This window comes from Desulfobacula phenolica (genome assembly GCF_900105645.1).
In the GTDB taxonomy this organism is placed as follows: Bacteria; Desulfobacterota; Desulfobacteria; order Desulfobacterales; family Desulfobacteraceae; genus Desulfobacula; species Desulfobacula toluolica.
In genome coordinates this window covers 44,216-68,400 of the sequence record NZ_FNLL01000015.1, presented here as the reverse complement: position 1 = coordinate 68,400, position 24,185 = coordinate 44,216, and the positions used below count along the sequence as shown (strand labels likewise).

General features: G+C 41.0%; 22 protein-coding genes and 1 pseudogene. 15 read left to right on the top strand and 8 right to left on the bottom strand.

All coding sequences use genetic code 11. The annotated features are described in order from the left end of the window. Positions 1–1,160: pseudogene (locus BLT94_RS19330) on the bottom strand (PEP-utilizing enzyme); the annotation flags it as partial. Between the two features lie 671 nt (positions 1,161–1,831). On the opposite strand from BLT94_RS19330, the gene BLT94_RS19325 reads away from it, so the two are divergent. Beyond that, positions 1,832–3,466, top strand: coding sequence for a bifunctional aminoglycoside phosphotransferase/ATP-binding protein (locus BLT94_RS19325; RefSeq protein WP_092237797.1), 1,635 nt, complete (start codon positions 1,832–1,834; stop codon positions 3,464–3,466). A gap of 87 nt (positions 3,467–3,553) precedes the next feature. Continuing rightward, positions 3,554–4,546, top strand: a complete 993-nt coding sequence (locus BLT94_RS19320) for a universal stress protein (RefSeq protein WP_092237794.1) — start codon at positions 3,554–3,556, stop codon at positions 4,544–4,546. Here BLT94_RS19320 and BLT94_RS19315 read toward each other — a convergent pair. Continuing rightward, the gene (locus BLT94_RS19315; protein ID WP_092237791.1) at positions 4,543–5,631 is read right to left on the bottom strand and encodes an NAD-dependent epimerase/dehydratase family protein; all 1,089 of its coding nucleotides are present in this window, start codon (positions 5,629–5,631) and stop codon (positions 4,543–4,545) included. The genes BLT94_RS19320 and BLT94_RS19315 overlap by 4 nt on opposite strands. 61 nt (positions 5,632–5,692) lie before the next feature. Beyond that, on the bottom strand, positions 5,693–6,019 hold the full coding sequence (locus BLT94_RS19310) for an antibiotic biosynthesis monooxygenase family protein (protein WP_014957095.1): 327 nt from the start codon (positions 6,017–6,019) through the stop codon (positions 5,693–5,695). Positions 6,020–6,539: 520 nt separating this feature from the next. Here BLT94_RS19310 and BLT94_RS19305 point away from each other — a divergent pair. From BLT94_RS19305 to BLT94_RS19250, 11 genes are all read left to right on the top strand, one after another. Beyond that, positions 6,540–7,001 carry a universal stress protein gene (locus tag BLT94_RS19305; RefSeq protein ID WP_175530424.1) on the top strand — a complete coding sequence of 154 codons (462 nt, stop codon included), beginning with the start codon at positions 6,540–6,542 and terminating at the stop codon, positions 6,999–7,001. 76 nt (positions 7,002–7,077) lie between these two features. After that, positions 7,078–7,638 (top strand): GAF domain-containing protein, encoded by a 561-nt coding sequence (locus tag BLT94_RS19300; RefSeq protein WP_092237785.1) that lies wholly within the window; start codon positions 7,078–7,080, stop codon positions 7,636–7,638. Between the two features lie 779 nt (positions 7,639–8,417). Beyond that, positions 8,418–9,179, top strand: coding sequence for an IclR family transcriptional regulator (locus BLT94_RS19290; RefSeq protein ID WP_092237779.1), 762 nt, complete (start codon positions 8,418–8,420; stop codon positions 9,177–9,179). A gap of 15 nt (positions 9,180–9,194) precedes the next feature. Next, positions 9,195–10,076 (top strand): FAD binding domain-containing protein, encoded by an 882-nt coding sequence (locus tag BLT94_RS19285; protein WP_014957090.1) that lies wholly within the window; start codon positions 9,195–9,197, stop codon positions 10,074–10,076. An 18-nt stretch (positions 10,077–10,094) separates the two neighbouring features. Further along, complete coding sequence (locus BLT94_RS19280) at positions 10,095–10,559, top strand: (2Fe-2S)-binding protein (RefSeq protein WP_092237776.1); 465 nt, start codon at positions 10,095–10,097, stop codon at positions 10,557–10,559. Between the two features lie 10 nt (positions 10,560–10,569). After that, on the top strand, positions 10,570–12,930 hold the full coding sequence (locus BLT94_RS19275; RefSeq protein ID WP_092237773.1) for a xanthine dehydrogenase family protein molybdopterin-binding subunit: 2,361 nt from the start codon (positions 10,570–10,572) through the stop codon (positions 12,928–12,930). A gap of 4 nt (positions 12,931–12,934) precedes the next feature. Then, positions 12,935–13,672, top strand: coding sequence for a HesA/MoeB/ThiF family protein (locus BLT94_RS19270; protein ID WP_092237770.1), 738 nt, complete (start codon positions 12,935–12,937; stop codon positions 13,670–13,672). Positions 13,673–13,678: 6 nt separating this feature from the next. Continuing rightward, entirely contained in the window at positions 13,679–13,879 is a 201-nt protein-coding gene (gene thiS / locus BLT94_RS19265; protein WP_092237768.1) for a sulfur carrier protein ThiS, read from the top strand. Between the two features lie 17 nt (positions 13,880–13,896). Further along, entirely contained in the window at positions 13,897–14,937 is a 1,041-nt protein-coding gene (locus BLT94_RS19260) for a molybdopterin-binding protein (protein ID WP_092237765.1), read from the top strand. A 4-nt stretch (positions 14,938–14,941) separates the two neighbouring features. Next, complete coding sequence (locus tag BLT94_RS19255) at positions 14,942–16,072, top strand: DVU_1551 family NTP transferase (RefSeq protein ID WP_014957084.1); 1,131 nt, start codon at positions 14,942–14,944, stop codon at positions 16,070–16,072. Beyond that, positions 16,026–16,628, top strand: coding sequence for a histidine phosphatase family protein (locus tag BLT94_RS19250; protein WP_245743191.1), 603 nt, complete (start codon positions 16,026–16,028; stop codon positions 16,626–16,628). The genes BLT94_RS19255 and BLT94_RS19250 overlap by 47 nt, the downstream gene beginning before the upstream one ends. Positions 16,629–16,687: 59 nt before the next feature. Here the strand turns inward: BLT94_RS19250 and BLT94_RS19245 are convergent, their stop codons facing one another. The 5 genes from BLT94_RS19245 to BLT94_RS19225 all read right to left on the bottom strand — a co-directional run bounded on the left by BLT94_RS19245 (position 16,688) and on the right by BLT94_RS19225 (position 21,713). After that, positions 16,688–17,761, bottom strand: a complete 1,074-nt coding sequence (locus BLT94_RS19245) for a DUF120 domain-containing protein (RefSeq protein WP_014957082.1) — start codon at positions 17,759–17,761, stop codon at positions 16,688–16,690. Between the two features lie 17 nt (positions 17,762–17,778). Then, on the bottom strand, positions 17,779–18,108 hold the full coding sequence (locus tag BLT94_RS19240) for a hypothetical protein (protein ID WP_092237759.1): 330 nt from the start codon (positions 18,106–18,108) through the stop codon (positions 17,779–17,781). A gap of 152 nt (positions 18,109–18,260) precedes the next feature. Continuing rightward, on the bottom strand, positions 18,261–18,758 hold the full coding sequence (locus BLT94_RS19235) for a MarR family winged helix-turn-helix transcriptional regulator (protein ID WP_014957080.1): 498 nt from the start codon (positions 18,756–18,758) through the stop codon (positions 18,261–18,263). 257 nt (positions 18,759–19,015) lie between these two features. After that, complete coding sequence (locus tag BLT94_RS19230; RefSeq protein ID WP_014957079.1) at positions 19,016–20,326, bottom strand: glutamine synthetase family protein; 1,311 nt, start codon at positions 20,324–20,326, stop codon at positions 19,016–19,018. Positions 20,327–20,423: 97 nt separating this feature from the next. Then, on the bottom strand, positions 20,424–21,713 hold the full coding sequence (locus tag BLT94_RS19225; protein WP_092237756.1) for a KamA family radical SAM protein: 1,290 nt from the start codon (positions 21,711–21,713) through the stop codon (positions 20,424–20,426). A 673-nt stretch (positions 21,714–22,386) separates the two neighbouring features. On the opposite strand from BLT94_RS19225, the gene BLT94_RS19215 reads away from it, so the two are divergent. Next, on the top strand, positions 22,387–23,346 hold the full coding sequence (locus tag BLT94_RS19215) for an ABC transporter permease (protein ID WP_014957077.1): 960 nt from the start codon (positions 22,387–22,389) through the stop codon (positions 23,344–23,346). A gap of 13 nt (positions 23,347–23,359) precedes the next feature. After that, positions 23,360–24,178, top strand: a complete 819-nt coding sequence (locus BLT94_RS19210) for an ABC transporter permease (RefSeq protein ID WP_014957076.1) — start codon at positions 23,360–23,362, stop codon at positions 24,176–24,178. The last annotated feature ends 7 nt before the right edge of the window (positions 24,179–24,185 follow it).

The window sequence follows — 24,185 nt, the reverse complement described above, 5'->3', positions numbered from 1 at the left end:
CAATGCTCCACATAAAACATATGATTCTCGACATAGGGAAATACCAGTTCTGCCGTACCATGAAGTTGATCAAAGGTCTGCCGGTCTTCATCTGTTTTTAACAAGCCTCTGTATTCCACAATAAGTTTTTTACGTTCGATTTTTATTTGTTCAAGGGGCCTGTCTATGGATTTACCCTCATTGAGTTTGCCAATGTATATTCTAACGGAACTTAAAGGGATATTCAGGTTGTCGTTCCATGAAACATCTTGATGATACCATCCGGTTCCTGTTGAAATATTGAACCATGGATATTTAGCTTCATCCCATGCAGCGACCCATTTTTTACCATTTTCAGAACCCTGAAGTTCCGAAATCACATCGTCAATATCCTTGGTATCTCCTCCGATTTGAGAATCAATGCCCAGCTCAATCGCCAATTTAGCCAATTTTCTCAATTCATCATCAGGCCTGTACAAAATAACATCAATTCCTGCGACCATCTGGGTGACTTTTTGGAGGGGGATATCAGGAAAGGCTTTGGTACAAAAATCAACAAATGTGACATAGGAGGCATATCCCAAGTTTAAAAACTCAAAATGATACTGCCAGCATCGAATGCCCAGGTCTATAAGCTTGTCATAGTTCTTGAGCAGTTCATACCCGCTTGAGGTGCCAAGTCCGTTTTTAACCACTGAGATATCTTCCATGTCCGGCAGGGAGGCAATTTCAAGATTTTCAATTTCTGAAATAATCCCCTTCATCTTATTTTCCCATTGATTATGGAGGTCATCCCAATTTTCATAATAATATCCGGCTCTTTCCATGAACATGGGGATTCTTTTTTGAACCTCTTCAGGATCAGTTACAGGTACCGGAGAAATATAAACATTTCCATTGATGATTCTATGATCTACTCCATAAACCGGTGGAACACTGAAAATCCTGGTATTAAACTGTGACAATGCCAGAAACCATGCCTCATCCCAGATAATATCAAATGGATACAAGGGTTCAGGATAGTGAAGAGCATCGTTGAACCAGAACGTATTGTTCTCATACTCTTCCCTTTCTTTGTCTTTAGTCGAAAAAACATAATGATACGGATACATTCTCTCCCACCCTTCAGTGCCGGGTATTGCTTCTATTTCGTGGGGATTGGGAAAACTCTTATCGGCCATTTTTACCTCCATAAAATTTAAATGTTAAAAAACCGACTAACTGAAAACCTGATCCATACTTACAAAAAAAATACCGGGGAAAGATGACGATAGGAGCCGTCAATTTATAAAACAAGCCGGACTCAATCTTGAAAACAAGTATGTTGTATGTAGTAATATGTGTTGACAAAAAAAGTGTCAATTCATATAAACTTATGGCTTTTATAAGATTTTCTTATGGTAGATCTTTTTCAGAGTACAACCTTAAGTTGAGGATTGAGACACATATAAAAACGAAAGTATCTACCTTCTGAAATATATAAATTTTTCTTATTAATTCCCTGGTTTGACCATCCTGGAGCATGTTGTTACAGGATGATCATGATAAAGACAAGAAAAATACCTGCGAACACGCCGGCCCCCACCGAATGTTGACATACAGTAGAAATAAAAGTATTATGAGGCATTGATATCAGGTATTTCATTCACAGTATTTGCCCCCCCTCTTTTGATCCGTAACAATAACTTAGATTTTCTTATATGATTTAACTTGTGCAGATTGATGTCCCATTGAAATTTGGAAATTTGCTCTTTTTGAATTGTTATTGCTTCTCATCATTCTCATAGCTTAATGATGCACGAACCGATCTCCAGGCGTTTATTGTAAAAATTAAAGACTCAAAGGAGCCATTATGGACAAGCAGATTCAAAAACGTGTATTCCAGGCTATGGAAGATTCATCGTTCTACCCTCATCCTGTTGCCGGTATACGTCAAAAAGACACGCATATTTCAAAAATATTTTTAACCGGAAATTATGTATACAAAATCAAAAAGCCCCTTGATCTTGGATTCCTGGATTTTTCCAGTCTTGAAAAACGCCGTTATTATTGCTGCAGGGAAATTTTTTTAAACCGCCGGCTGACAAATGATATTTATCTGGATGTGGTAGCCATTACCCGCAAAAATGGTGTTATTTATCTTGGAGGAAAAGGAGAGCCAATAGAATACGCTGTCAGAATGCGTCAGCTAAGTGATTCAAAATCATTGCATAATATGATCAAAGCCGGAGAAATCAACAAAATGGATTTGGTTTCACTGGGCAGGATACTTGCTCAATTCCAGTTTCAGACACCTAAAAGCGAATTGCTCCATACAGGGAAAGGATGGGAAAATATTTATGATGCCTGCCGGGAAAATTTCAGACAGACAAAAGACAGCTGCGGAATCTTTATAGACAAAGAGATATGGGAAACAGTGCGGGGAGCAACCCTGTCCTTTTTAAAAAATCATCAATCTTATTTTAACCGTCGGCTAAAGGCAGGCAAGATCCGTGATTGCCATGGAGACCTTCGAACCGACCATATTTATTTTACAGATACCGGTATTCAGATCATTGACTGCATTGAATTCAATGACCGTCTGCGCCATATAGATGTTATCAATGATCTGGCTTTTCTTTTGATGGATCTGGATTTTAATGAAGAACCCGGCTTTGGAGACTGCCTTTTAAATGAATTTCTCCGGCATACAAACGACTTGAATGGATTTTTGATCCTTGCTTTTTATAAATGTTACAGGGCTTTGGTACGGTGCAAAGTCAATTGTATTTTCCTGCAATCCCACGATCTTCTGAAAGCAAAAAGAAAATTTGTTCATCTGGATGCCATCAAATATCTTGATCTTGCATCTCAGTATGCGCTCCAGTTTTTCAGGCCCCGCATATGGGTAATTTTCGGAAAACCGGCAACAGGTAAAAGCACAATTGCAAAAAAGTTATCTGCCGTGCTTGGAATAAAAACGATTCGATCCGATGCCGTTCGAAAACAGATGTTCGGGCTCCAGCCCTATGAAAGCGGCACGGACCTTTTTGGAGAAAAACTATATTCACCTTTGGTAACATCTCTAACCTATGGAAAACTTTTATGTCTGGCAGGAGAAGAAATCAAAAAAGGAAGATCCGTTATTCTGGATGCAACTTACAGCAAGGCAAAACACAGAAAAGAAGTGATCTGTCTGGCAAAGGAAAAAGGTATTAAACCTGTTTTCATTGAATGCCGTGCCGGAGAAAAAACAATAAAAGAGAGATTGTTGGAAAGGCAATTCAGCCCATCGGTTTCAGATGCAAGAATTGATCATTTTGAAAAACTCACTGCCCGATACGAACGGTTCCGGTATGCCGGGAATGCTCTTCACATTAGTGTGGACACGGCATTTCCCCTTGAGGATGTCTTAAGAAAAATTTTAATTAAAGCATTCCGAATTGATGCAAAAGCCATGATTGATATCGATCAAACCGAATCAAAAATGGCATATAACAACAGATAAGACTTAAGTTCAAAACAGATGTAATACAGATGCTCAATGATTTAAAACAGGCTTTTCAAAGCCATGATTTAAGATAAGGAGGGTATCATGTTTAAACATATCCTGGTTGCAACAGACAGGGTAACCCGTGCAGATGCTCCGGTATTGACGGCCCTTGATCTTGCCGGACAATACCATGCCAAACTGACAGTCCTTCACGTCCTTGAGCCTGGTTTCACAAGCAACACGGAACAGGTTAGCCCCGACTATACTGAAGCCATAAAAACCAAACTGCACAAGACCTATGAGAGTGATGTAACTTACTCCCATATCGTCAGATTCACCATACGAACTGGTTGCCCATGGAAAGAAATACTCAATGAGGCCCATAATCCGGATACAGACCTGATCATTTTAGGTCCGCACTCCAAACAGACTGAAAAAAAAGAGGCGGTCAGGAAAAACAAAAAAATCGGAAATACTGCCCGAAAGATACTCACCCGGAAAAACTGTCCAATGATGATCATTAACAAACCAATTGCAAAAGAAAAGCTCAAGTTCCAAAAAATAATTGTGGGCATTGATTTTTCCATATCCTGTGAATGCGCGCTTTGCCTTTCTGTTAAATTATCCCGGGATTTCAACTCAATTCTTTATCCGTTTTTCATGATTCCGATTCCGCCATATCCGAAATATAATGGGGTTCACTACAAGACGGATATGGATGCGTTAACAAAAAAACTTGAGGAATTCTGTGATGTTTACCTGGATGGAACAGAGCATGAATATAAGATCTGGGGAGGTGCCCTGCCTCATCAGGAAGTGCTGAAATGTGCAGAAAAAACAGATGCAGATTTGATCATCCTTGGATCACACACAAAAAATGATACTGGAAAAAACTATGCGGGAAAATGGTATGCCGGAAGTGTTGTAGAGCGCGTCAGCTTTAGAGCCGATTGTCCGGTTCTGGTCTTGAACGACTCTAAAGCACTTGAAAAATGGCATGATATCCAGATACCGGATCAAAACAGGGAAACTGCAACGGACCGATCTATTAATCTTTTTCATCTAAAAAAAAGAAAAGGGCCTTCTGCTTGCTAATCCGGCTCATATTCATAATTTTGATCATTACGCTTAATATTCCGGGCATACCATTTGCGGTGGTGGTGATTAAAATGATACATCAAAACCGGTAACCTCTCAAGAATGTGAAGCCCTGGACTGGGCTTCCAGTTCAGTTTATTACGGGTATAGGAGGTATCGACCACCAGGGGCCTGTCGACATAATCAATCATCCAGGCCCTTTCATAAGTTTTTTTTCCGGCAAGAGTATTGACAATAAATTTTCCATGCAAAGCTATTTTCAAAGGAAACAAAGGCATGTTCACAGGTTTATCCGAAAAATTCTTCTTGCATTCCCTTCGAATTATCGGAAACAAATCTTTTTGATATGTGCAGCCGGACTGGGATGCAAACAATATTTCAAACCGGTCAAGACTGTCATTTTTCTCCACGATTCTCCGGACAATTTTAACCACATCCCTGCGGTGGATATAAGGAAATCCTGATTTTCCCTGTCCCGGCACCATCTTTCCGACAAACGGCCTGCTCCACAGGTTCATGACACTGAATAAAGGAGGAAGTTCACACCAGTCTGAAAACACCCCGCCAAGCCTCAGTACTATTGCCGGAACCCGGTCTGAATTTTTGGCAAACAATTTTTCTCCCATGGCCTTGCTTTTAGAATATGCCATGCGACCATAGACCAATGATTTTTCCGTCAACACTTCTCCCTGGGCAAGAGGCTCAAGTGCGGCAATGCTACCGGCAAAAAGAATCCGTTTCACACCTGCTGAACAGGCTGATTTAATAATATTCCGGGTGCCGATAACATTGGTATCGCTGTATTCATCCTGCCATTTTTCACCAAAACCCGTAAAGGCTGCAAAATGAATCACATAATCAATGGGCCGGCCCCGTGAAATCCCATTTTTAAAAATCAGGTCCAGGCAATCTTCATCAACGACATCACCCTTTTCCCATCTGACATTTGGTGCAACTGTCTGTAGTTTTTCAGACGGAAAGCGCCTGTAAAGTCCGATAATATTATGATCCCGGGACAATTCCGCACACAGTGCCGAGCCCAGGTAACCGGATGCCCCGGTGATCAAAATCGTATACCCCATTTTAACCCGCTTGACAATAAAAACGCATCACAGAGAACGCATCATAAAAAATATCTTACAATTAAATTTTGCCTTCAAATCTCGGCATAATACCACCGATAACAGGTTCGTAATATTGATATTGGGTTTTTTCTCCGATTAATTCGTCTATCTTCTTTTGGATAGCCAGCCGTTCCTCATTGTTCATCCACCGGTTCCAGTCTTCAATCTTATTCCATGTACTGATGATAAGATATTCACCCTCAACGGCCAGGCTGGAAAATGTCTGGGCTGTAATATACCCTGGCTGGACGATAGCCTTGGTCCTGAGTTTTAGAATCAGGGGAACCAGCTTATCTGCTATTTTTTTATCTTTTACACTTCGCCTTATAATTACACAAACTGCCATAACAACCTCCTTTTCTAACCATAATAAATAAGTTAAGGCTTCCTTTGATAAAATCGGGTATTATTGCCTGCCTGACAAAACCCGCAGAGAAGCCATTAATAAAAAAACGGTTGGATAATACTCAAATATTGAAGTTGAGGTAAAGTTGAGTGTAAATTGAGGATCAGTTGGTGGTGATTGTTTAAAAGAATTTTAGAAAACATTAGTTTCAGCAGGATTCATGTATAGCATACTGACGATTTTCAGTTATTATGCAGTGTAACAAGTTACCGGATTCAATGTCAATGATTAACACCATGAATTTCAGGCCGGCAGGATGTTAATTATCTTGACAGAACTCAGGTACATGGTTTATTTTAAACGTATACATACAATTTTGAAGCCTCAATCAGTTCTCTTTCTCAATTCTCTTTTTTTAAACTCCATCGTAACCATGTGCTGTCGCAGCCAACTTTAATTTTTTTTTATTCTAAATGATAAAATTCCAGGTTCCTATTAACCCCAAAATAAGGAGATGGCTATGGACGAAAATAAAATTTTACTTCCCTATAATTTTACAGATATGGATAAAAAAGCACTGGAGTTTATTTGCCGGACTTATGTTAATCATGACGATGTGAGTGTGACGGTTTTCCATGCGTATTCTCCGGTTCCTGATATTGATGTGAGCAAAAGCAGCGTGATGGAAAAAATGTCAAGCAACCTGCATTATCTTCGCCGTCAGGTCATAGACCAGGAAAGCAGGATGATTGAAATCAAACAATACCTTTTAAGCGAGGGATTTAAAGACAGCCGGGTGAATTATTTGTATCTGCCCAAGAAAAAGGATATTGCCAGAGAAATCATACAGCTGGCCAGAGACAAAAGATATCATACAATTGTGCTGAGCCGGTCCGGAACCGTAACAAGTTTTTTCATACCCAGTGTGTTCAATAAAGTTGTGACAACTCTTAAAAATATCACTATAACGATTATCACCTGAAAACCATGATCAAAAATTTAATTTCGCACTCCTGCTTGTAAGACTTTGAATTTAAAAATAATCAAGGAGAAGATATATGAGCATTGAAAACAAAATCAATATAGATCTATTTAAAGTTATTAAAAGTGCCATGCACACATCTGCAGACCTGGAAAGCATGGGCAACAATCTGGTTCAGCTTATGACCGGTGCCCTGGATATCAAGGGATGCAGCCTTTTTGCAGCAAACCCCCAAAAAAAAGAACTGGATATTTTCACCACCTTTGGCTTGAGTACAACATATCTGAGAAAAGGTGCTATTTCGTCCAAAAAAAGCATTGCAGCCATTTACAACAAAAAACCGGTTGTGATTAAAGACACATCAAATACAGACCTTCTTCAATATCCTGAGGCTGCACAAAAAGAAGGCATAAAATCAATCATTTCACTGCCGGTTGTTTTTTCAGGCAAGATCATCGGTGCGATTCGTCTATACCATAATCAATCATGGGATGTATCAGATCATGATCTTGAAACATTGATGCTGTTCACCGACCATGTGGGCATGGCTATGACGTATACACGCCTTTTAAACGCGTTTATGCTGATCAAGGATACAGTTCAAGATGTTCACGACATTTGGGTGGACCCCTGTTGATATTCTGTTTCACCCTTTGTGATGGGTTAATTTAAAAAAAACCCATCACATTTTTTAAACAGACCCTCATTAGCCCTCACAATAAATATCTTTATAAACTTTTTGCGATATATCATTGAGTCGTTGCCGGAGTTGCCTAAATTGATCCAAAATGACTTTTGCATCAGGTGTCAAAATTTTCCATTTACCGGTCCGACACCTTCCATGGTACTGTAATTGTCAAGCTGATAAAAAACGGCTGTACGGTTCTTGTTTACACAGCTTCTGAAGATATACAGGAAAACATCAAGGCTCAAGCCCTTATTGAATTTGTCAAAAATTGGTACTGTTTACCGATAGTGTGGACATCTCCATACTGACGACAAGCACTTGATCTATCCCCCCGATTCAAATTTAAACAAACCCATCCAAAAACACGCAGTGAGTCTTAAAAGTTATTTATAGTTAATAAAAGTTATTTTATTCTGTTTAATTGTAAAAGCAACCGTTATTTACAACAACATATAGAGTTAAACATAAAATTTAATCGTGTCCCAGCCATCGATAATGCTTTCAGATATTGGAACTTTTCAAAAAAAGAAAAGAGCCTTTGGACATAGCCATGCTGACGATAGGCACTTAATCTAAAAAAATCCCCCGATTAAAATTCAAACAGCCCATCCAAAAAACACGAGGCTAATTTCAAAAGTAATTTATGGTTGACAAAAGTCATTTTATGTTGTTTTATTCTGTTTGATAATAAGAACAACCGTTCCTTACAGAGAAACATAGGATTGAACATGAAATTTAACCGTGTCCCAGCTATTGATAAATGCTTTCAGATATTGGAACTTTTCAGAAAAAGAAAAGAGCCTTTGGGCATAACCGACATATCCAATGAACTAAATCTTAACAAAAGTACGGTTTTTAATATTATATACACAATGTTGGACTTACACATTTTGGAGGACAGTGAAAACAAATTTATTCTTGGAGCAAAACTTTATACACTGGGGAAAGCTGCCGAGCAAGGATCTAATCTGATACGAAGCATTCATCCATACTTGAAAAAGATCAGCCTGAAAACCAATCTTTCCGCCTTTCTGGGCATACTTTCCGGCTTAAAGGCAGTTATAATTGACAAGTCGGATTCTTCTTATAATCTCAAGATTTCAGCTGATATCGGTAGCAAAATTTCCATAATTAGCGGTGCTCATGGCAAAGCCCTTCTGTCGCCGCTCCAGGATGACAAGATTCAAGAGATCCTGTCATCCATCAGCCGTAAAAACAATAAACGCCTGCCAGTCCTGGATAAAAAAAAATATCGAGCCGCCATCACAACGACCAGAAAAGAAGGAATCATCTATGAAAGCGATGAATATATAGAAGGAATAAGCGCATTGGCAGTACCATTAAATCTTAACCGGAAAGATTTTCAATGTGCCATCTGGGCGGTTGGACTAAAAAACCAGATCACAGAAAAATCACTTCAGTCATATAAGGATCTTTTAAAAGAGATCGCAAACAAAATCGAAAGTAAAATATCTTTACAATCAATTTAAGGAGGGGAAATTTATATGTTATTACCCAAGTTTGAATTCCATGAACCGACCTCCATCCAGGAAGCCATTGAATTAAAGAAAAAACATGGTAAAAAAGCAAAGTTCCTGGCTGGCGGTACGGATCTTCTGGTCCATCTTAAAAAAAAGCTGGTCACAGCAGACCACATTATCAGCCTATCCGAAATTGAGGCGCTGTCCCAGATCAAAGAAGAAGGGGATGCCGTTACAATCGGTGCCTGTGCAACCATGGCCCAGCTGTCCAAATCAAAGATCATTCAGGAAAAATTTTGTGCCGTCAAAGCTGGTGCAGACAATCTTGGCACCCACCTGATCAGAAACAGGGCAACCATTGGCGGGAATGTCTGCAATGCAAGTCCGGCCGGCGACACTATCTGCTCTCTTATTGTCTACCAGGCACAGGTTGTCTTACAAGGTCCGGAAGGACAGCGCAAAATGGCCATTGAATCTTTTTTCAAGGGTCCGGGCAAAACCGATATAAAAGACGATGAAATCCTGGTTGGATTTCAATTGCCTTTGCCGGGCAAAAACAGTGGTGCCCACTATATCCAGTTAGGAAAACGAAAATCATCTGAAATCAATGTTGTTAATGTGGCCTCATTTATTGAAATCGATCCGGCAAATCAGACTGTTAAAAATGCCATTATTGCCCTGGGATCTGTTGCAGCAACCCCAATCAGGTCTTTTCATGCTGAAGAAGCATTAAAAAACAGCGCCGCAAATGAAGCGGCTTTTTATGAAGCCGGTGAAGCAGCCAGACGCCAAGACTGCAAACCCATTGATGATTTCAGGGGAACAGCCGACTACAGAAGGGCCATGATCGGCGTATTGACCAAAAGGACCCTTGAAAAAGCCTGTAAACAGGCCACAGCCCAATAAAAGATATCAGGAGACCATATGAAACGGATCATCAATTGTACTATAAATAAAGAAACATACGAACTTGCAATAGAACCCAATCAAACGCTTGCGGATCTTCTCCGAAACGACCTGGGCCTGACCGGCACAAAAAAAGGGTGTGACACGGGCGATTGCGGTGCCTGCACTGTTATTTTAAACGGCGATGCCGTCAATTCCTGCCTTGTTCTGGCGGTTCAGGCAAATAACGCAACCATTGAAACTATTGAGGGCTTAAGCACTGAAGACGGCCTGCATCCTCTGCAGGAAGCCTTTGTTGAACATGGGGCCATCCAATGCGGATTCTGTTCTCCCGGAGTTATAATGTCTGCCAAAAACCTTTTGGACAAAAACAGCAACCCAAATGACCAGGAGATCAGAGAAGGCATTTCAGGTAACCTTTGCCGGTGTACCGGATACCAGAAAATTTTTGAAGCCATTTCATCTCAATGTTCGGACAAATAAGGAGGCACCCATGAAAAATTTTGATGTTATCAGTACCCGAGCCCATCGAATTGATACGCCGGACAAGGCAACGGGAAAAGCTATTTTTACGGCTGATATTTCCAAGCCCGGCATGTTGTACGGTGCCCTGCTCCAAAGCCCCCATCCCCACGCAAAGATTCTTTCCATTGATACTTCCAAGGCAGAGGCCTTAGAAGGGGTCAAAGCCGTTATAACGGCAAAAGATGCAGGAGATGTCAAATACGGCGTCTCTCCGGCACGGTATGATGAAAACGTATTTGCCATTGACAAGGTTCGGTATATCGGCGATGAAATTGCCGCTGTTGCCGCAACTTCCCTTGAAACCGCGCTGAAGGCTGTTGAATTGATCCAGGTGGAATATGAGATTCTGCCTGCGGTTTTTACGGTGGAAGACGCTTTAAAAGAAGGCGCTCCCCAGGTACACGAGGCCTTTGCCGGAAATCTCAGTGCCGAGGTTCACCACGAATTCGGCAATGTTGAAGAAGGCTTGAAAAACAGTGATATCATAAAAACCACGACCATGAAAAGCAAGCGCCAGGACGGTGCCTGTATTGAAATGCAGGCCTGTATCGCGGAATATGACAACAGGGGAACATTGACCTTGACCACTTCCACCCAGGTTCCCCACTATGTTCAAAGAACCGTGGCCATGGTATTGAAAATGGATGTCGGAAAGGTCCGAGTTAAAAAACCTTATGTGGGAGCCGGATTCGGCATCAAAGCCTCTGCAAACGCCATGGAACTTGCCTGCTGTATACTGACCAGAAAGCTTAAAAAACCTGTTAAAATGGGATACACCCGTGAACAGGTCTTCATGCAGGCACGGGCACGGCACCAGTTCACCCACAAAATTACCACGGGTGCAAAAAAAGACGGCACCATAATGGCCCTTAAACACGAGTGTTACCTGGACGGGGGAGCTTACACAAGCTTTGGCATTGCCACGGTATACTACACAGGATCTCTTCTTGCAGGGCCGTACAAGCTTGACAACATGAGCTATGACGGATACCGTGTATACAACAACAAACCCACTTGCGGTGCCCAGAGAGGCCACGGTGCTGTAATTGCCAGAGCCTGTTTTGAACAGCAGCTTGACATGATTGCAGAAGAGATCGGTATGGACCCCCTGCAACTTCGCATCAAAAATATGATGAACACCGGTGACACTACCTGCAATGATCTGAACATGAGTTCTTTTGGCATGTCCGAATGTATTGAAGCAGTTCGCAGCGGCTCTGACTGGGACAAAAAGAAAGGGAATATGCCTGAAGGCAAAGGTATTGGAATGGCCTGCGGCTTTTTTGTATCAGGTGCGGGATTTCCAATTTACCGGTCCGATACCTTCCATGGCACCGTCATTGTAAAACTAACGGAAGACGGCGGTACAGCTCTGGTTTATACGGCTTCTGCAGAAATCGGCCAGGGATCTGACACTGCATTTGCCATGATTGCGGCAGAAGCTTTGGGCATCCCCCTGGAAAATGTCCGCCTCGAATCAGGGGATACTGATATGGGCGTTGACTTGGGTGCTTATTCCAGTCGCCAGACCCTCATGACAGGCCATGCCACCAAAGAAGCAGCCGAACATGCCAGACAGCAGGTATTGGATGTGCTGGCACAACAACTGGATATTCCTGTAGAACAGATGGATATCAAAAAAGGCTTTATCGAATTCAAAGACCGAACCCCTGATTTTTCAGCCTTAAGAACCAGATACATCAAAGAACACAGGGGATGGACAGATAATCCTGAGTCGGACAAGCTGACTTTTAAAGAAGCATCAAGAATTGCATTTCTTGAAAAAGGCTCTATTGTCGGGACCGGCAAATACCGGCCTCATTTTCTTGGCGGAAAATTCAAGGGAGCTGCCGTGGGTACGTCTCCGGCATATGGATGCAGCGCCCAGATAGCCGAAGTTACAGTTGACATGGAAACCGGCCAGATCACCATTGATAATATTACAGATGCCCATGATTGCGGAAAAGCAATCAACAAGACTTCGGTTGAAGCCCAGATGCAGGGATCTATTTCAATGGGTATTGGTGAAACCATGCATGAAGAAGTCATATTCGACAATAATGGAAAGGTTCTGAACAGTGACCTGGCAGAATATAAAATTGTTACATCCATGGATATGCCGCCGGTCAATGCCATTGTAGTTGAAAGCGATGAACCCAACGGGCCCTTTGGAGCAAAAGAGGTGGGTGAAGGTGCAATAATGCCGACTATTCCCGCTATTTTGAATGCTGTTTATGATGCAGCAGGCGTAAGAATTGGCGAACTGCCGCTGACACCGGAACGCGTTTACAATGCAATCCAGGCTTACAAGGACAAACTAAGCGCATAAACATATGAGATATGCAAGACAAACAATCCTTCCACAGATCGGCATCGGCGGTCAGGCCAAGCTTTTTAAAGCTTGTGTCCTCATCGCCGGTGCCGGTGGCTTGGGTTCAATCTCTTCATATTATCTGGCCGCAGCCGGCATTGGGAATCTCATCATCGTGGATAATGATACAGTCGAACTGAGCAACTTGAACCGGCAAATTATTCATTGTGAAGCCGACCTTGGGAAACCCAAAGCCGTTTCGGCCGCCCAAAGCCTTGAACGGTTAAATTCATCCATACGGATCAGACCGGTCAAGGTAAAAATCACAGATGCATCCATTTGTCATTTACTGGAAAATGTGGATATCATAGTGGATGCCTGTGACAATATACAAACCCGGCATGTGTTAAACCGGGCGTCACTGAAAAAAAAAATCCCATACATATTCGGAGGTGTCAATGGATTTGACGGCATGGCATCAACCTTTATTCCCGGAAAAACACCCTGTTTTAACTGCCTGTTTTCAAATAAAGACCGCCGGGAAACCATAACAGGAATTATCGGCCCGGCTGCCGGGATTATCGGGTCTTTCCAGGCCATGGAAGCAATCAAACTTTTATTGGATATCGGAAAAAATTTGAGCAACCGTCTGATCAGAGTTTCCGGTATGGATATGCGCACAACCGTCACACCCCTTGAAACTCATCCGGCTTGCCCGACTTGTCATGGCATAAATTCAAAAAAGGAAAACAGTCAATAACAGCTTATGATTATTATATTGAACGGCCTGAAAGAAGATGTACCTGAAAATATCAGCATTCAAGCCCTTATTGAATTTGTCAAAGAGGGAGACCCGCATCTGATCGTTGAACAAAACGGCAGGTATATCTACCCAACTGACTATCACAGCACCATTGTAAAAGAAAACGACGTCATTGAATTTATCAACCCGGATCTTGGCGGATAAAAAAAGAGTTCATCAATATGAAATTATACAACAAAAGCAAAATCAAATCACTGCCCGTGGAAGAGTCCGTTGGAACAGTTCTGGTTCATGATATCACTAAAATCATACCCGATCTGTTCAAAGGTCCTTGTTTTAAAAAAGGACATGTGATCACCCAGGAAGATGTGGAAGAGTTACTTGATATTGGCAAGCGTCATATTTATGTGGCCACCCTTAACGGGGAACTCCATGAAAATGATGCGGCCATTAGAATTGCTGAGGCAGCCGCAGGCCCCGGAATCAATCTGAGTGCCCCCCAGGAAGGAAAAGTTAATTTTTCATCTCAAACAAACGGATTGTTAAAAATCAATGTATCCGCGCTTGAAGAGATCAACAGCATTCCGGATGTTATTTTTGCAACCCTGCACACGAATCAAACCGTTCAAAAGGGAAATGATCTTGCCGGTACAAGAATAATTCCCTTGTCCATTGATGAAAACCGGATCATTGAAGTGGAAGAAATCTGTAAAAAACACTTTCCCATAATTCAGGTCAAACCGCTTCAATGTTTGTCCGTCGGCCTTATTGTAACCGGTTCCGAAGTATATCATGGACGGATAAGGGATGGATTCGGCCCTGTGGTGGAAAAAAAATTCAAAGAATTGGGAAGTCCTGTCATCAAAAAAACCATTGTCAGCGATGACATGGACATGACGGTTCAAGCCATTCATGACAATATCAGTGCTGGTGCCCAAATGATTGCGGTTACAGGCGGAATGTCCGTTGATCCGGATGATCTGACCCCGGCATCCATCAGGGCTGCGGGAGGAGAAGTTATTACTTACGGAGCCCCTGTCCTGCCCGGAGCCATGTTCATGCTGGCCCATATCAATAATATCCCGGTAATAGGCCTGCCCGGATGCGTCATGTATCACAGGGCCAGTATTTTTGATCTAATCGTGCCCAAACTACTGGCCGGGGAAAGTATTTTAAAATCCGATATTGTACAAATGGGACATGGAGGGTTCTGCTCAAGCTGTAAAACCTGCAGATATCCGTCATGCAGTTTTGGAAAATAAGAAAATGGTTCGGCACCTTAAGCAAAAAGACCGCTCAACACCAATCTCTGCCGTTATCCTGGCAGCAGGATTATCGTCCAGAATGGGCGATTTCAAACCCTTGCTGCCATTGGGCAAAACAACAATAGTGGAAACCGCTATCAATTTGTTCAAGGCGCATCAAATTAATGATATTGTTGTTGTAACCGGCCACAATTACAATTTGCTTGAACCGATAGTGAAAAAAGCAGGTGCCCTTCCAATATTTAACTGTGAATATTCATCCGGGATGTTAAGTTCCATTCAAAAAGGCGTCCAAAACATCCGGCCGGAATATTCAGGATTTTTCCTTCTTCCGGTAGACATTCCTGCTATTCGCCCTTCTACCATCAAGTTAATGATACAGCAGTTTCAAAAGACCCCGGATAAAATCATACTGCCTTATTTTGATGATACTCCAGGCCATCCGCCCCTGATTCCAGTCGGTTTAAAAACAGATATTCTCAATTTGTGTGATGGATCAACTTTAAGGGATGTGATGCTGTCCCCGGAAAATCAAAAAATACCTTTGAAGGTTTACGACAGAGGCATTTTAATGGATGCCGATGACAAACAAGGGTATGAGCATATCTGCCAAAAATTTAACAGCCTGAACATCCCGGACAAAGAAGAATGCCTTTCGATCATCAATGACATATTGCCCGAGAATGACCCAATCCGAATTCACCTGGCAGAGGTTTCATTCGCAGCATTGAAAATTGCCAATGGCCTTCCCCATCAACTGAATACAGACCTGGTGATTGCCGCAGCAATCCTTCATGATATTAAACGAAAAGAAAAAAACCATGCCAAAGCAGGAGCTAAGTTTATAAGGGATCTTGGGTTCGCAGAAGTATCAGCCATAATTACCCAGCACATGGACATTGATATTGATACCGCATCTGAGGTCAATGAAAAAGAGGTGGTTTATTTTGCCGACAAACTCTGCAACGGCAATGGTGTTGATTTAAATTACCACAAACGGTTTTCAGAAAATTTAATGAAATTTCCCTGGGCCATAACATCCATTTCAAAACGATATGAAAATACTAAACTCATACAAGCCAGAATTGAAGAATCTGCCGGAAAATCCGTTCGAGAAATTATCTCATCCTGACCCCTTGATCTTTCTTTTAAGGCATGGCCGGATTAAAGGCCATGAAACAAAACGATTTATCGGGGCAACGGACGTTGAACTGGACCCTATGGGTATAGACCAGGCTCTTTATTGGAAAAAAGCTTTTTCATCATTGAATTTCGAAGCTGTTCATTCAAGCTCTCTCCAGAGATGCACCCGCACGGCAGAATTGATTGCCAATGATAAAAAAATCATAACATCTCCGGCACTCAATGAAATAAATATGGGAAAATGGGATGGCTGCTCTTTTGATCAAATCAAACAGCAAAGCGCCAAAGAGTTTGAAAAAAGGGGCAAAAATCTCGATACCTACAAAACACCCGGCGGCGAAAGCTTTCACGACACTTCATGCCGTGCTGTTCCTTATTTTAAAGACTGTGCAACCACATTAAAAAACAATATATTGTTCGTCACTCATGCCGGTGTGATAAGGGTGATCCTGTGCCATCTTTTAGGTATAAAACTTGCCGATCTTTTTCAAATAAAAATCAGCTACGCCCAGCTTTTTGTTATTCAACCCGACTTACCGTCTTAAAACCGCAAAACTTACAAACTAAAAGCTATTTCATAAAAAACACTACTCAATGATTTTCTCTAAATCTCCAGCACATCAGGCAGATCTGAAATAGACTCAATAATAACATCAGGATTATTTTGTGCCAGGCTTGCATATGTCTCAAATCCCGTGAGAACTCCGATGGTTTTCATACCTGCAGCCATTCCTGCGACAACGTCCATTACCATGTCTCCCACATAAACACACCGGTCTGACCGAACCCCCAGACGATCTCTGCACAAAATCAAGGCATCCGGAAACGGCTTTTTACGTTCAACATCCCCGGCTGATACAACTGTCTCAACAAAATTTAAAATCCCCTCCCGGTCCAGGATCTTCATTTTATCACTGATATTTTTTTGAGGGGTTGATGTCGCAATCCCAATCTTGATATTGCGGTCATGGAGAAGGCGAAGCACTTTTCCCGTATCAGGGAAAGGCCTGACATTTTTCAGGAACGTGTCAGGATATATCTGTTGTACCATCTGCCAGGCTTGGGCGGCTGTTTCTTGTCTGGATCGGTCCGGCACATCCGGCAGAATCAAATCCCAGTTGAATTCATCATTTTTTGCCGCTTCCAGGATAGTCTGCCTCGGAACTGCTGGAAATCCCATTTTATCAAGGATGATTTCCACGATGCAATAATAGGATTCAATGGAATCTATCAGGGTGCCGTCAAGATCAAACAAAACAGCATCCACAGAGAGCTTGAGCCCTGGTTTTGCAATGATCCCACCCAATTGCAGTACAACCATATCCCCGTCATTTATCCCCAGTTCATCCCTCAGTTTCACCGGTGCCAGAATTTCAACAACCTGCCGGCCGTGAATTTTCACGTCTGCATCAGGAAGAATCAATGCCCCTTTGACGTTTCCAACCCATATGGGAAGAACCTTTGAGGAACAAAAATTTTGATCCGGCGGTACCAGTTCTTCCCAGATCCCTTCACTGAACTTTTCCAGACGTTCCACCTCAGACAAAGACAATTCGAGATTAAGGGTTCCGGGAAAAGGTACAAATCCGATTTTTTCACGACACTGCAGCTTTACCCAGTCCAGCTCTGTAAAAAAAGCAGCCTTGTGAGCCCCTTGAATCACTTTCCCAGATATCACCAGCTTATCCTTTATTTTTATTCTTGAAACCATTTCTTTTTTTGAAAATCATCGGGTGAACATTCTTTTTCCCGGCTGACCATAGAGTTGAGCCTTTCCAGAACCTGATGGTCTTTTTCCAGGATAGCGTTAAAAGAACTGATGGCCCGGTTCAAGGTCAAATCAAGAGACGGCTGAACCTTGTCCAATACATCAGCCGGCAGGTGGTCATAGGCATCCACCAGATTACCTGTCCAGACATGGAGAGCTTTCATATCCATCTCAGCTACACTTTTCTTATGATACACATACCCTTCAAGGGCACCGACTGATGCGGCAAATTCATAAATCTGATTATACAAATGCACAGTGAGTTCCTTTCATGAGTCATCTTAGCTGCATTACCGCAGCATAAATTTTTATTTTTTTAAAAGCATTTAAATAAATAATTTTTCTAAAAAATCACACAAGATTTATCTTTTCAAGCTTGCGGGATGAAAAGTCATGCTGGGAATCCGTATTATAATAACTCAGATGACTCAATCGAACCGGTTATCATAATTGGAGACGCTTCAATATTTTCAGCTGACATCATGGAGACAACCCGTTCAAATGCGCTTTCAATCATTGACTGCTCCCAGCTCTCCAACCTGGAAAATCTATCCATAAACTGTTTTTGAAGAAGAGGGGGAACTGTTTCCATTATGGTTTTTCCATTTTCCGTCAAGGTTATATTGGTTTTTCTTTTATCATCTATGCTTCTTTTTCTTGTAATATATCCACGTTTTTCAAGACGTTTTGTAATATCCGTCACTGTGGCCTGGCTCAAGCTGACATTTTTTGAAAGCTGCGTAACTGAAATTTGATCATTTGCAACTATTGATTGCAGAATAATAAGCTGAGGTCCGGTCAAACCGAAATTTTTTTTCAAACTTTTTGAATGCTGATCTATGGCCTGGATAATTTTCCGCAAAGCGATCAAAAGATTTCTGCACCGTTCATCATTTGTCTTGCCCATTTCAGTCCCCTTTTTTTATACCGTCAAATTTCAAGGTCAGTTACCCAATATTATAAGGGTTATAAAAACAATTCCCGGCACTTTAACATAGTCCATTAAAATCTTTATATTTCAACTCCCCCACTTCAGCGCTGTATTCTTATCTGAAAAGACAGATCAACAAGGCCCGATTAATTGATAAAAATATCAAACACATGATTAAAATGCAATTGAAATATAAACCGCCTTAATGCTTACAAATAAGTGCATCCAAACTTTTATATATGCAAATTCATTTTATGTTCACGCGGTGTTACAAAAGTTCGATAATTTTCCCACTCATTAATCTTTAACGACATGTACTGAGTGTAAAGAGTATCCCCTAAAATCTTTTTTAAAATTTGACTTTTTTCAGCTTCAATTAAAGCTTCAAACATGTTTCGGGGTAAAAAACTGCTGTCTAATAGACTGGAAGCATTATTTGTTTTATAAGTACTGCCAATATCCGGATCACCACAATCAAGTTTCTCTCTGATTCCTTGAAGACCTATGCCTATAAGGGTTGCAAGCTGAAGATAAATATTGCCTGAAGGATCTGGAGAACGGATTTCAACCCTTGTATCCTCCGGGCCTGCAGCGTATGGAACCCTAATCATTGAGCTTCGGTTTTTAATGCCCCAACTGCGAACAATAGGAGCCTCTTTTCCAACAACATAAGCTTTATACGAATTAAAAGTTGCAGCCATTATAATAGATGTCTCTCTTGCATATTTTAAGATGCCACCGATAAATTGATGTGCAGTTTTACTCAAAAAATAGTTTGCATTTTTATCATAAAACTTTGGATTACCGTCAATATCCTGGGCAGAGATATGGAAATGGAGGGCGTTTCGATTAAACCCATTAAATGGTTTTGGCATAAATGTAGCGTGTAAATTTCTCTCACTTGCAATTCTTTTGGTGATATATGAAAAAAGTATAGTTCTATCTGCTGTTTTGATGGGATCAAGACAAGACAGATTGATCTCATGTTGAGAAGGAGTGACTTCATGATGCATTTTTTCAAACTGAATACCACACTTTTTCAATACTGTTACGATCTCTTTTCGTATAAGTTCACCCTTATCTCGCGGATCTGAATGGAAATAACCGGCATTATCCGTATGTATATCTTTACCAAACTCATCATTGTTCAGCAAAAAAAATTCATGCTCGGGTGCGGTCATAAAATAAAGGCCGAATTCATCTTCTGCCTGTTTAACAACTCTTTCCAAAAGTGCCCTGGGATCCAATGGAGACCTTTTGCCATATCCTTCACTTATTTCACCTATCAAGAAACCTAAGTTTTCCTCTGAAAATTCAATTTTCTTAAAAGTTTCAGGCAAAGGAATTAATATTTTATCGCTATCATCCACAGTTCCATAACCTGGAACTGAACTTCCATCGAAACCAACCCCAGTTCTAATCAATGATTCAATATTCTCAGTGTTCACTTGTAGCGTCACTGGTCGACCATTCAGATCTGTTGTGAAAAGCTGCAATGTATCGACATCACTAATTTCTTTTTTAAACTCTGTTATGTTTTGCATTTTATCCTATTACTGTTTTCCATATGAAACTCAGCTCAACATGCTGCCATAATAAGAGTTTCAATTTTTGTTGTGGCAGGTCAATCTGCCATGGGTATTAGTTTTTTAATAAAACATCATGCTCATTAAAAAAAAAGTTTGATTTTCCAAATGCAGGCTTTAAATCATCAAGCCATACAGCTTTTTCATCGTATTTTGCAAAAAAGGGGCGCTTGACCCATTCAGGATTTCTTCCCTGGATAAAACTTAATGAAATAACCTTACCTTTATCTGTATCAACAATTCCATCAATTCCAATTTTCCCTGGGGATGCAGACATAATGGGTCCTCGCACTGTTCTTGCAACACCACTTACTTTCATATAAGCTTTCCTGAAAATATCATAGGCTTTTAAGATTGGTATTGAAAAGTAACGATGAGATCCTGTATTCCTTGCAACGAACATATAATATGGAATCATACCCAGACTTACCTGTTTTCTCCACATATTGCTCCAATTTTCGGAATTATCGTTTATATGCTGCATAACCGGTGACTGAGTCCTTATAATTGTTCCTGTGTCTCTGATAGCTTTCACAGCTTCTTTAAAAGCATCCGTAGACATTTCGTTTTCATGACAAATATGGGCCATAAATGACAAATGAAACCCTGCATCCGTAACTTTTTTGAACAAATCAAGAAGTTCATCGCTATCGGAATCTGTCAGATAGCGATAAGGCCAGAAAGACAATGTTTTGGAGCCAATGCGTATCGTTTTTACTGTTTTTATACCGGACTTAATTATTGCGTCAATAAAAATCTCAAATGCTTTTGCATGCATTATCATGGGATCACCACCTGTAAAAAGCACATCTGTTATTTCAGGATGCTCTTTTAGATACCCAATCATTAAATCCGCATTTTTCAAAGCAAATTTTTTCTCTTTTATCCCGGAAAATTGCGGCCACCTGAAACAAAAAGAACAAAAAGCATGGCACAATTGCCCCTTAGAGGGAAATGCAAGCATTGTTTCGCGATATTTATGTTGAATGCCATTCAAAGGTATTCCATTAAATATCGGGACATTTTTTTCCATTTGTTCAGCAGGATGAGGATTTAATCCGGCGCGAATCAAACTAACAGCTGTGGCAAGTTCTTTCTGGTTCAAACATTGATTTACGATTTTATAATCATTGGGCTTTAGCATTTCTTTTCTTGGAAATGTAAGGGTGAACAAAGGATCTTTTTCAAAATTATTCCAGTTTATTAACTCTTCAAGAACATAATTATTACTTTTAAAAGGTAATACCTGTCCAACAACCTTGATCGAGTCAACTATTTCATCAGGAAGATCATTCAGCAGTTTGATTTGATGTAAATTTTTTAGTGTATAGCTTTGATATTTCATTTCATTTTCTCTCTATGTCAAAAAAAAATCAGATCCATGTGTGCTTCGCAAAGAAAAACCACTCACAAAATCTGAACCTTTATGAAAATTTAAAAACAAGGCTACAATAACATGATTTTACATAGATATCAATGTATCTAAAAAGACCCATCTCGCTAAAGACCATACAATTTAAAAAAACAATAAAAACATCAACCAATTAAATTAATTAAATAATCTCAAACATGTTTCAAATATATATCAAATATATATTTTATACTTTTATATAAATTCATAAATATATATTTCGAACACAATACAATATATTTTATTTAAAAGTCCATTATTATTTCAATAATCAAAATCAAAACTTCTTGATGATCTTTTAATTTTCGACATATTATCCAAAATTTCTTTTGGGCGGTATCTTTGCGCGAACACTTATGACACCCTAACGGATCAATTTTTCTGCCGGCGAATAACTTAACCGGATATATTATGAAATCCTGATAAATTTCAAATAGCATATTCAGACAGCACCTAAAACATTGAATACTATACTTTTCAACTTGCAAAAACAATATTTACAGATCGATAAGTCAATATTAGCAAGAAGTGTCAGTTTGACAAATTAATTAGAGTTCGATATATTTTTCTGATAGATATTAACGGTTAAGGAAGACAACTTTAATTTATGAAAAATGTTTTAATTTTAATTTCCAAACGTCTTGGCGCAAGCCTGGCAACCATATTTATCATCTCTGTTATCATCTTTATCGGCGTGGAAATGCTGCCCGGTGACGTGGCCGAGACCGTCCTGGGACAATCTGCCACGCCAGAGACGGTAACGGCGTTTCGAACTCAACTAAAATTGGATTTACCCCCCCATATTCGGTATGGGGCATGGCTGAAAGATTTTATCCATGGGGACTTTGGCAAATCCCTTGCCAATGGCAGACCTGTCTCCGAATTAATCGGGTGGCGGTTTGCCAACACACTGTTTTTGGCCTTAACCACTGCCGTAATTGCAGTTCCCCTGGCAATTTTTCTGGGCATGCTTGCGGCATTTTACAGGAATACTTTTTTTGACAAGCTGATCTCGATCACCACACTTTCATTTATCTCTTTTCCTGAATTTTTTATCGCCTATATACTGATCAGTATTCTGTCGGTAAAATTAAATATTTTTCCCAGCCTGGCAATGATTGACCAAGACATGGGATTTACCAGCAAAATATATGCAATTTTGCTGCCGTCCCTTACACTCACCTGTGTGGTAACTGCACACATGATGCGACAGACAAGGGCAGCCATTATCAATGTGCTGGCCAGTGCCTATATTGAAATGGCCCGAATAAAAGGGATAAAACGGTTGAGAATCATTGTACACCACGCATTTCCCAATTCTCTGTCCCCGGTGATCAATGTGATTGCCGTCAACCTGGCCTACCTGATTGTCGGTGTGGTTATTGTCGAAGTCGTGTTTGTCTATCCCGGACTGGGTCAGCTTTTGGTTGATTCGGTTGCCAAGCGGGATCTGCCCGTAGTCCAGGCATCAGGATTGATTTTTTCCATTGCCTATATTTTTCTAAACCTTGCAGCAGACATCCTGTCCATGCTTTCCAACCCAAAACTGAGACAATCCAGTATTTAAAGGGAGTTCCATTGTGTTAAACTTATTACGACAGTCCCCTATTTCCGCCCGGATCGGTATGGGGATCGTTATTTTGAATATCCTGGTTGCTGTTTTTGCACCATTGATCGCACCCTATGGGGAAACCAGCGTGGTCGGAGATGTGTGGGAAACTTTTTCCGGCAAATTTTATCTGGGCACCGACCATATTGGAAGGGATCTGTTTACACGGATGATCTATGGTGCAAGAAATACCATTGCCCTTGCGTTTATCACCACTATGCTGTCATTTCTGCTTGGCTCGTTTTCAGGCTTTATTGCCGCTGTTAAAGGCGGGTGGACTGACCAGGCATTAAGCCGGACAGTTGACATTGTCATGGCATTTCCAACCCTTATTTTTGCCTTGATGATTTTATCTGTGCTGGGATCATCCATCCCCACCTTGATTTTTACCATCGCCATCCTGGACTCCACGCGAGTGTATCGATTATCCAGGGCTGTGGCCATGGACATTGAAGTAATGGAATTTGTAGAAGCCGCCCGCTTGAGAGGAGAGGGTCTCTGGTGGATCATACGACATGAAATCCTGCCCAATGCCATGCCGCCGCTGATTGCGGAATTCGGCCTGCGGTTTTGTTTTATATTTCTCTTTATTGCCTGTTTAAGTTTTCTTGGACTGGGCCTGCAGCCGCCCCTGGCAGACTGGGGAGGAATGGTCAGAGAAAACGCCGGGGCTATTACATTTGGCATTTTTGTACCCTTAATCCCGGCCGGGGCAATTGCTTTGTTAACAGTGGGCGTCAATTTAATTGTTGACTGGTTTTTACATTTATCCAGCGGGCTGCACGATTAGAAAGGAA

Excerpts from the sequence above, each read along its gene's own strand:
- BLT94_RS19325 (WP_092237797.1), top strand. The coding sequence starts at position 1,832 with ATGGACAAGCAGATTCAAAAACGTGTATTCCAGGCTATGGAAGATTCA.
- BLT94_RS19320 (WP_092237794.1), top strand. The coding sequence starts at position 3,554 with ATGTTTAAACATATCCTGGTTGCAACAGACAGGGTAACCCGTGCAGAT.
- BLT94_RS19315 (WP_092237791.1), bottom strand. The coding sequence starts at position 5,631 with ATGGGGTATACGATTTTGATCACCGGGGCATCCGGTTACCTGGGCTCG.
- BLT94_RS19310 (WP_014957095.1), bottom strand. The coding sequence starts at position 6,019 with ATGGCAGTTTGTGTAATTATAAGGCGAAGTGTAAAAGATAAAAAAATA.
- BLT94_RS19305 (WP_175530424.1), top strand. The coding sequence starts at position 6,540 with ATGGACGAAAATAAAATTTTACTTCCCTATAATTTTACAGATATGGAT.
- BLT94_RS19300 (WP_092237785.1), top strand. The coding sequence starts at position 7,078 with ATGAGCATTGAAAACAAAATCAATATAGATCTATTTAAAGTTATTAAA.
- BLT94_RS19290 (WP_092237779.1), top strand. The coding sequence starts at position 8,418 with ATGAAATTTAACCGTGTCCCAGCTATTGATAAATGCTTTCAGATATTG.
- BLT94_RS19285 (WP_014957090.1), top strand. The coding sequence starts at position 9,195 with ATGTTATTACCCAAGTTTGAATTCCATGAACCGACCTCCATCCAGGAA.
- BLT94_RS19280 (WP_092237776.1), top strand. The coding sequence starts at position 10,095 with ATGAAACGGATCATCAATTGTACTATAAATAAAGAAACATACGAACTT.
- BLT94_RS19275 (WP_092237773.1), top strand. The coding sequence starts at position 10,570 with ATGAAAAATTTTGATGTTATCAGTACCCGAGCCCATCGAATTGATACG.
- BLT94_RS19270 (WP_092237770.1), top strand. The coding sequence starts at position 12,935 with ATGAGATATGCAAGACAAACAATCCTTCCACAGATCGGCATCGGCGGT.
- thiS (WP_092237768.1), top strand. The coding sequence starts at position 13,679 with ATGATTATTATATTGAACGGCCTGAAAGAAGATGTACCTGAAAATATC.
- BLT94_RS19260 (WP_092237765.1), top strand. The coding sequence starts at position 13,897 with ATGAAATTATACAACAAAAGCAAAATCAAATCACTGCCCGTGGAAGAG.
- BLT94_RS19255 (WP_014957084.1), top strand. The coding sequence starts at position 14,942 with ATGGTTCGGCACCTTAAGCAAAAAGACCGCTCAACACCAATCTCTGCC.
- BLT94_RS19235 (WP_014957080.1), bottom strand. The coding sequence starts at position 18,758 with ATGGGCAAGACAAATGATGAACGGTGCAGAAATCTTTTGATCGCTTTG.
- BLT94_RS19230 (WP_014957079.1), bottom strand. The coding sequence starts at position 20,326 with ATGCAAAACATAACAGAGTTTAAAAAAGAAATTAGTGATGTCGATACA.
- BLT94_RS19225 (WP_092237756.1), bottom strand. The coding sequence starts at position 21,713 with ATGAAATATCAAAGCTATACACTAAAAAATTTACATCAAATCAAACTG.
- BLT94_RS19215 (WP_014957077.1), top strand. The coding sequence starts at position 22,387 with ATGAAAAATGTTTTAATTTTAATTTCCAAACGTCTTGGCGCAAGCCTG.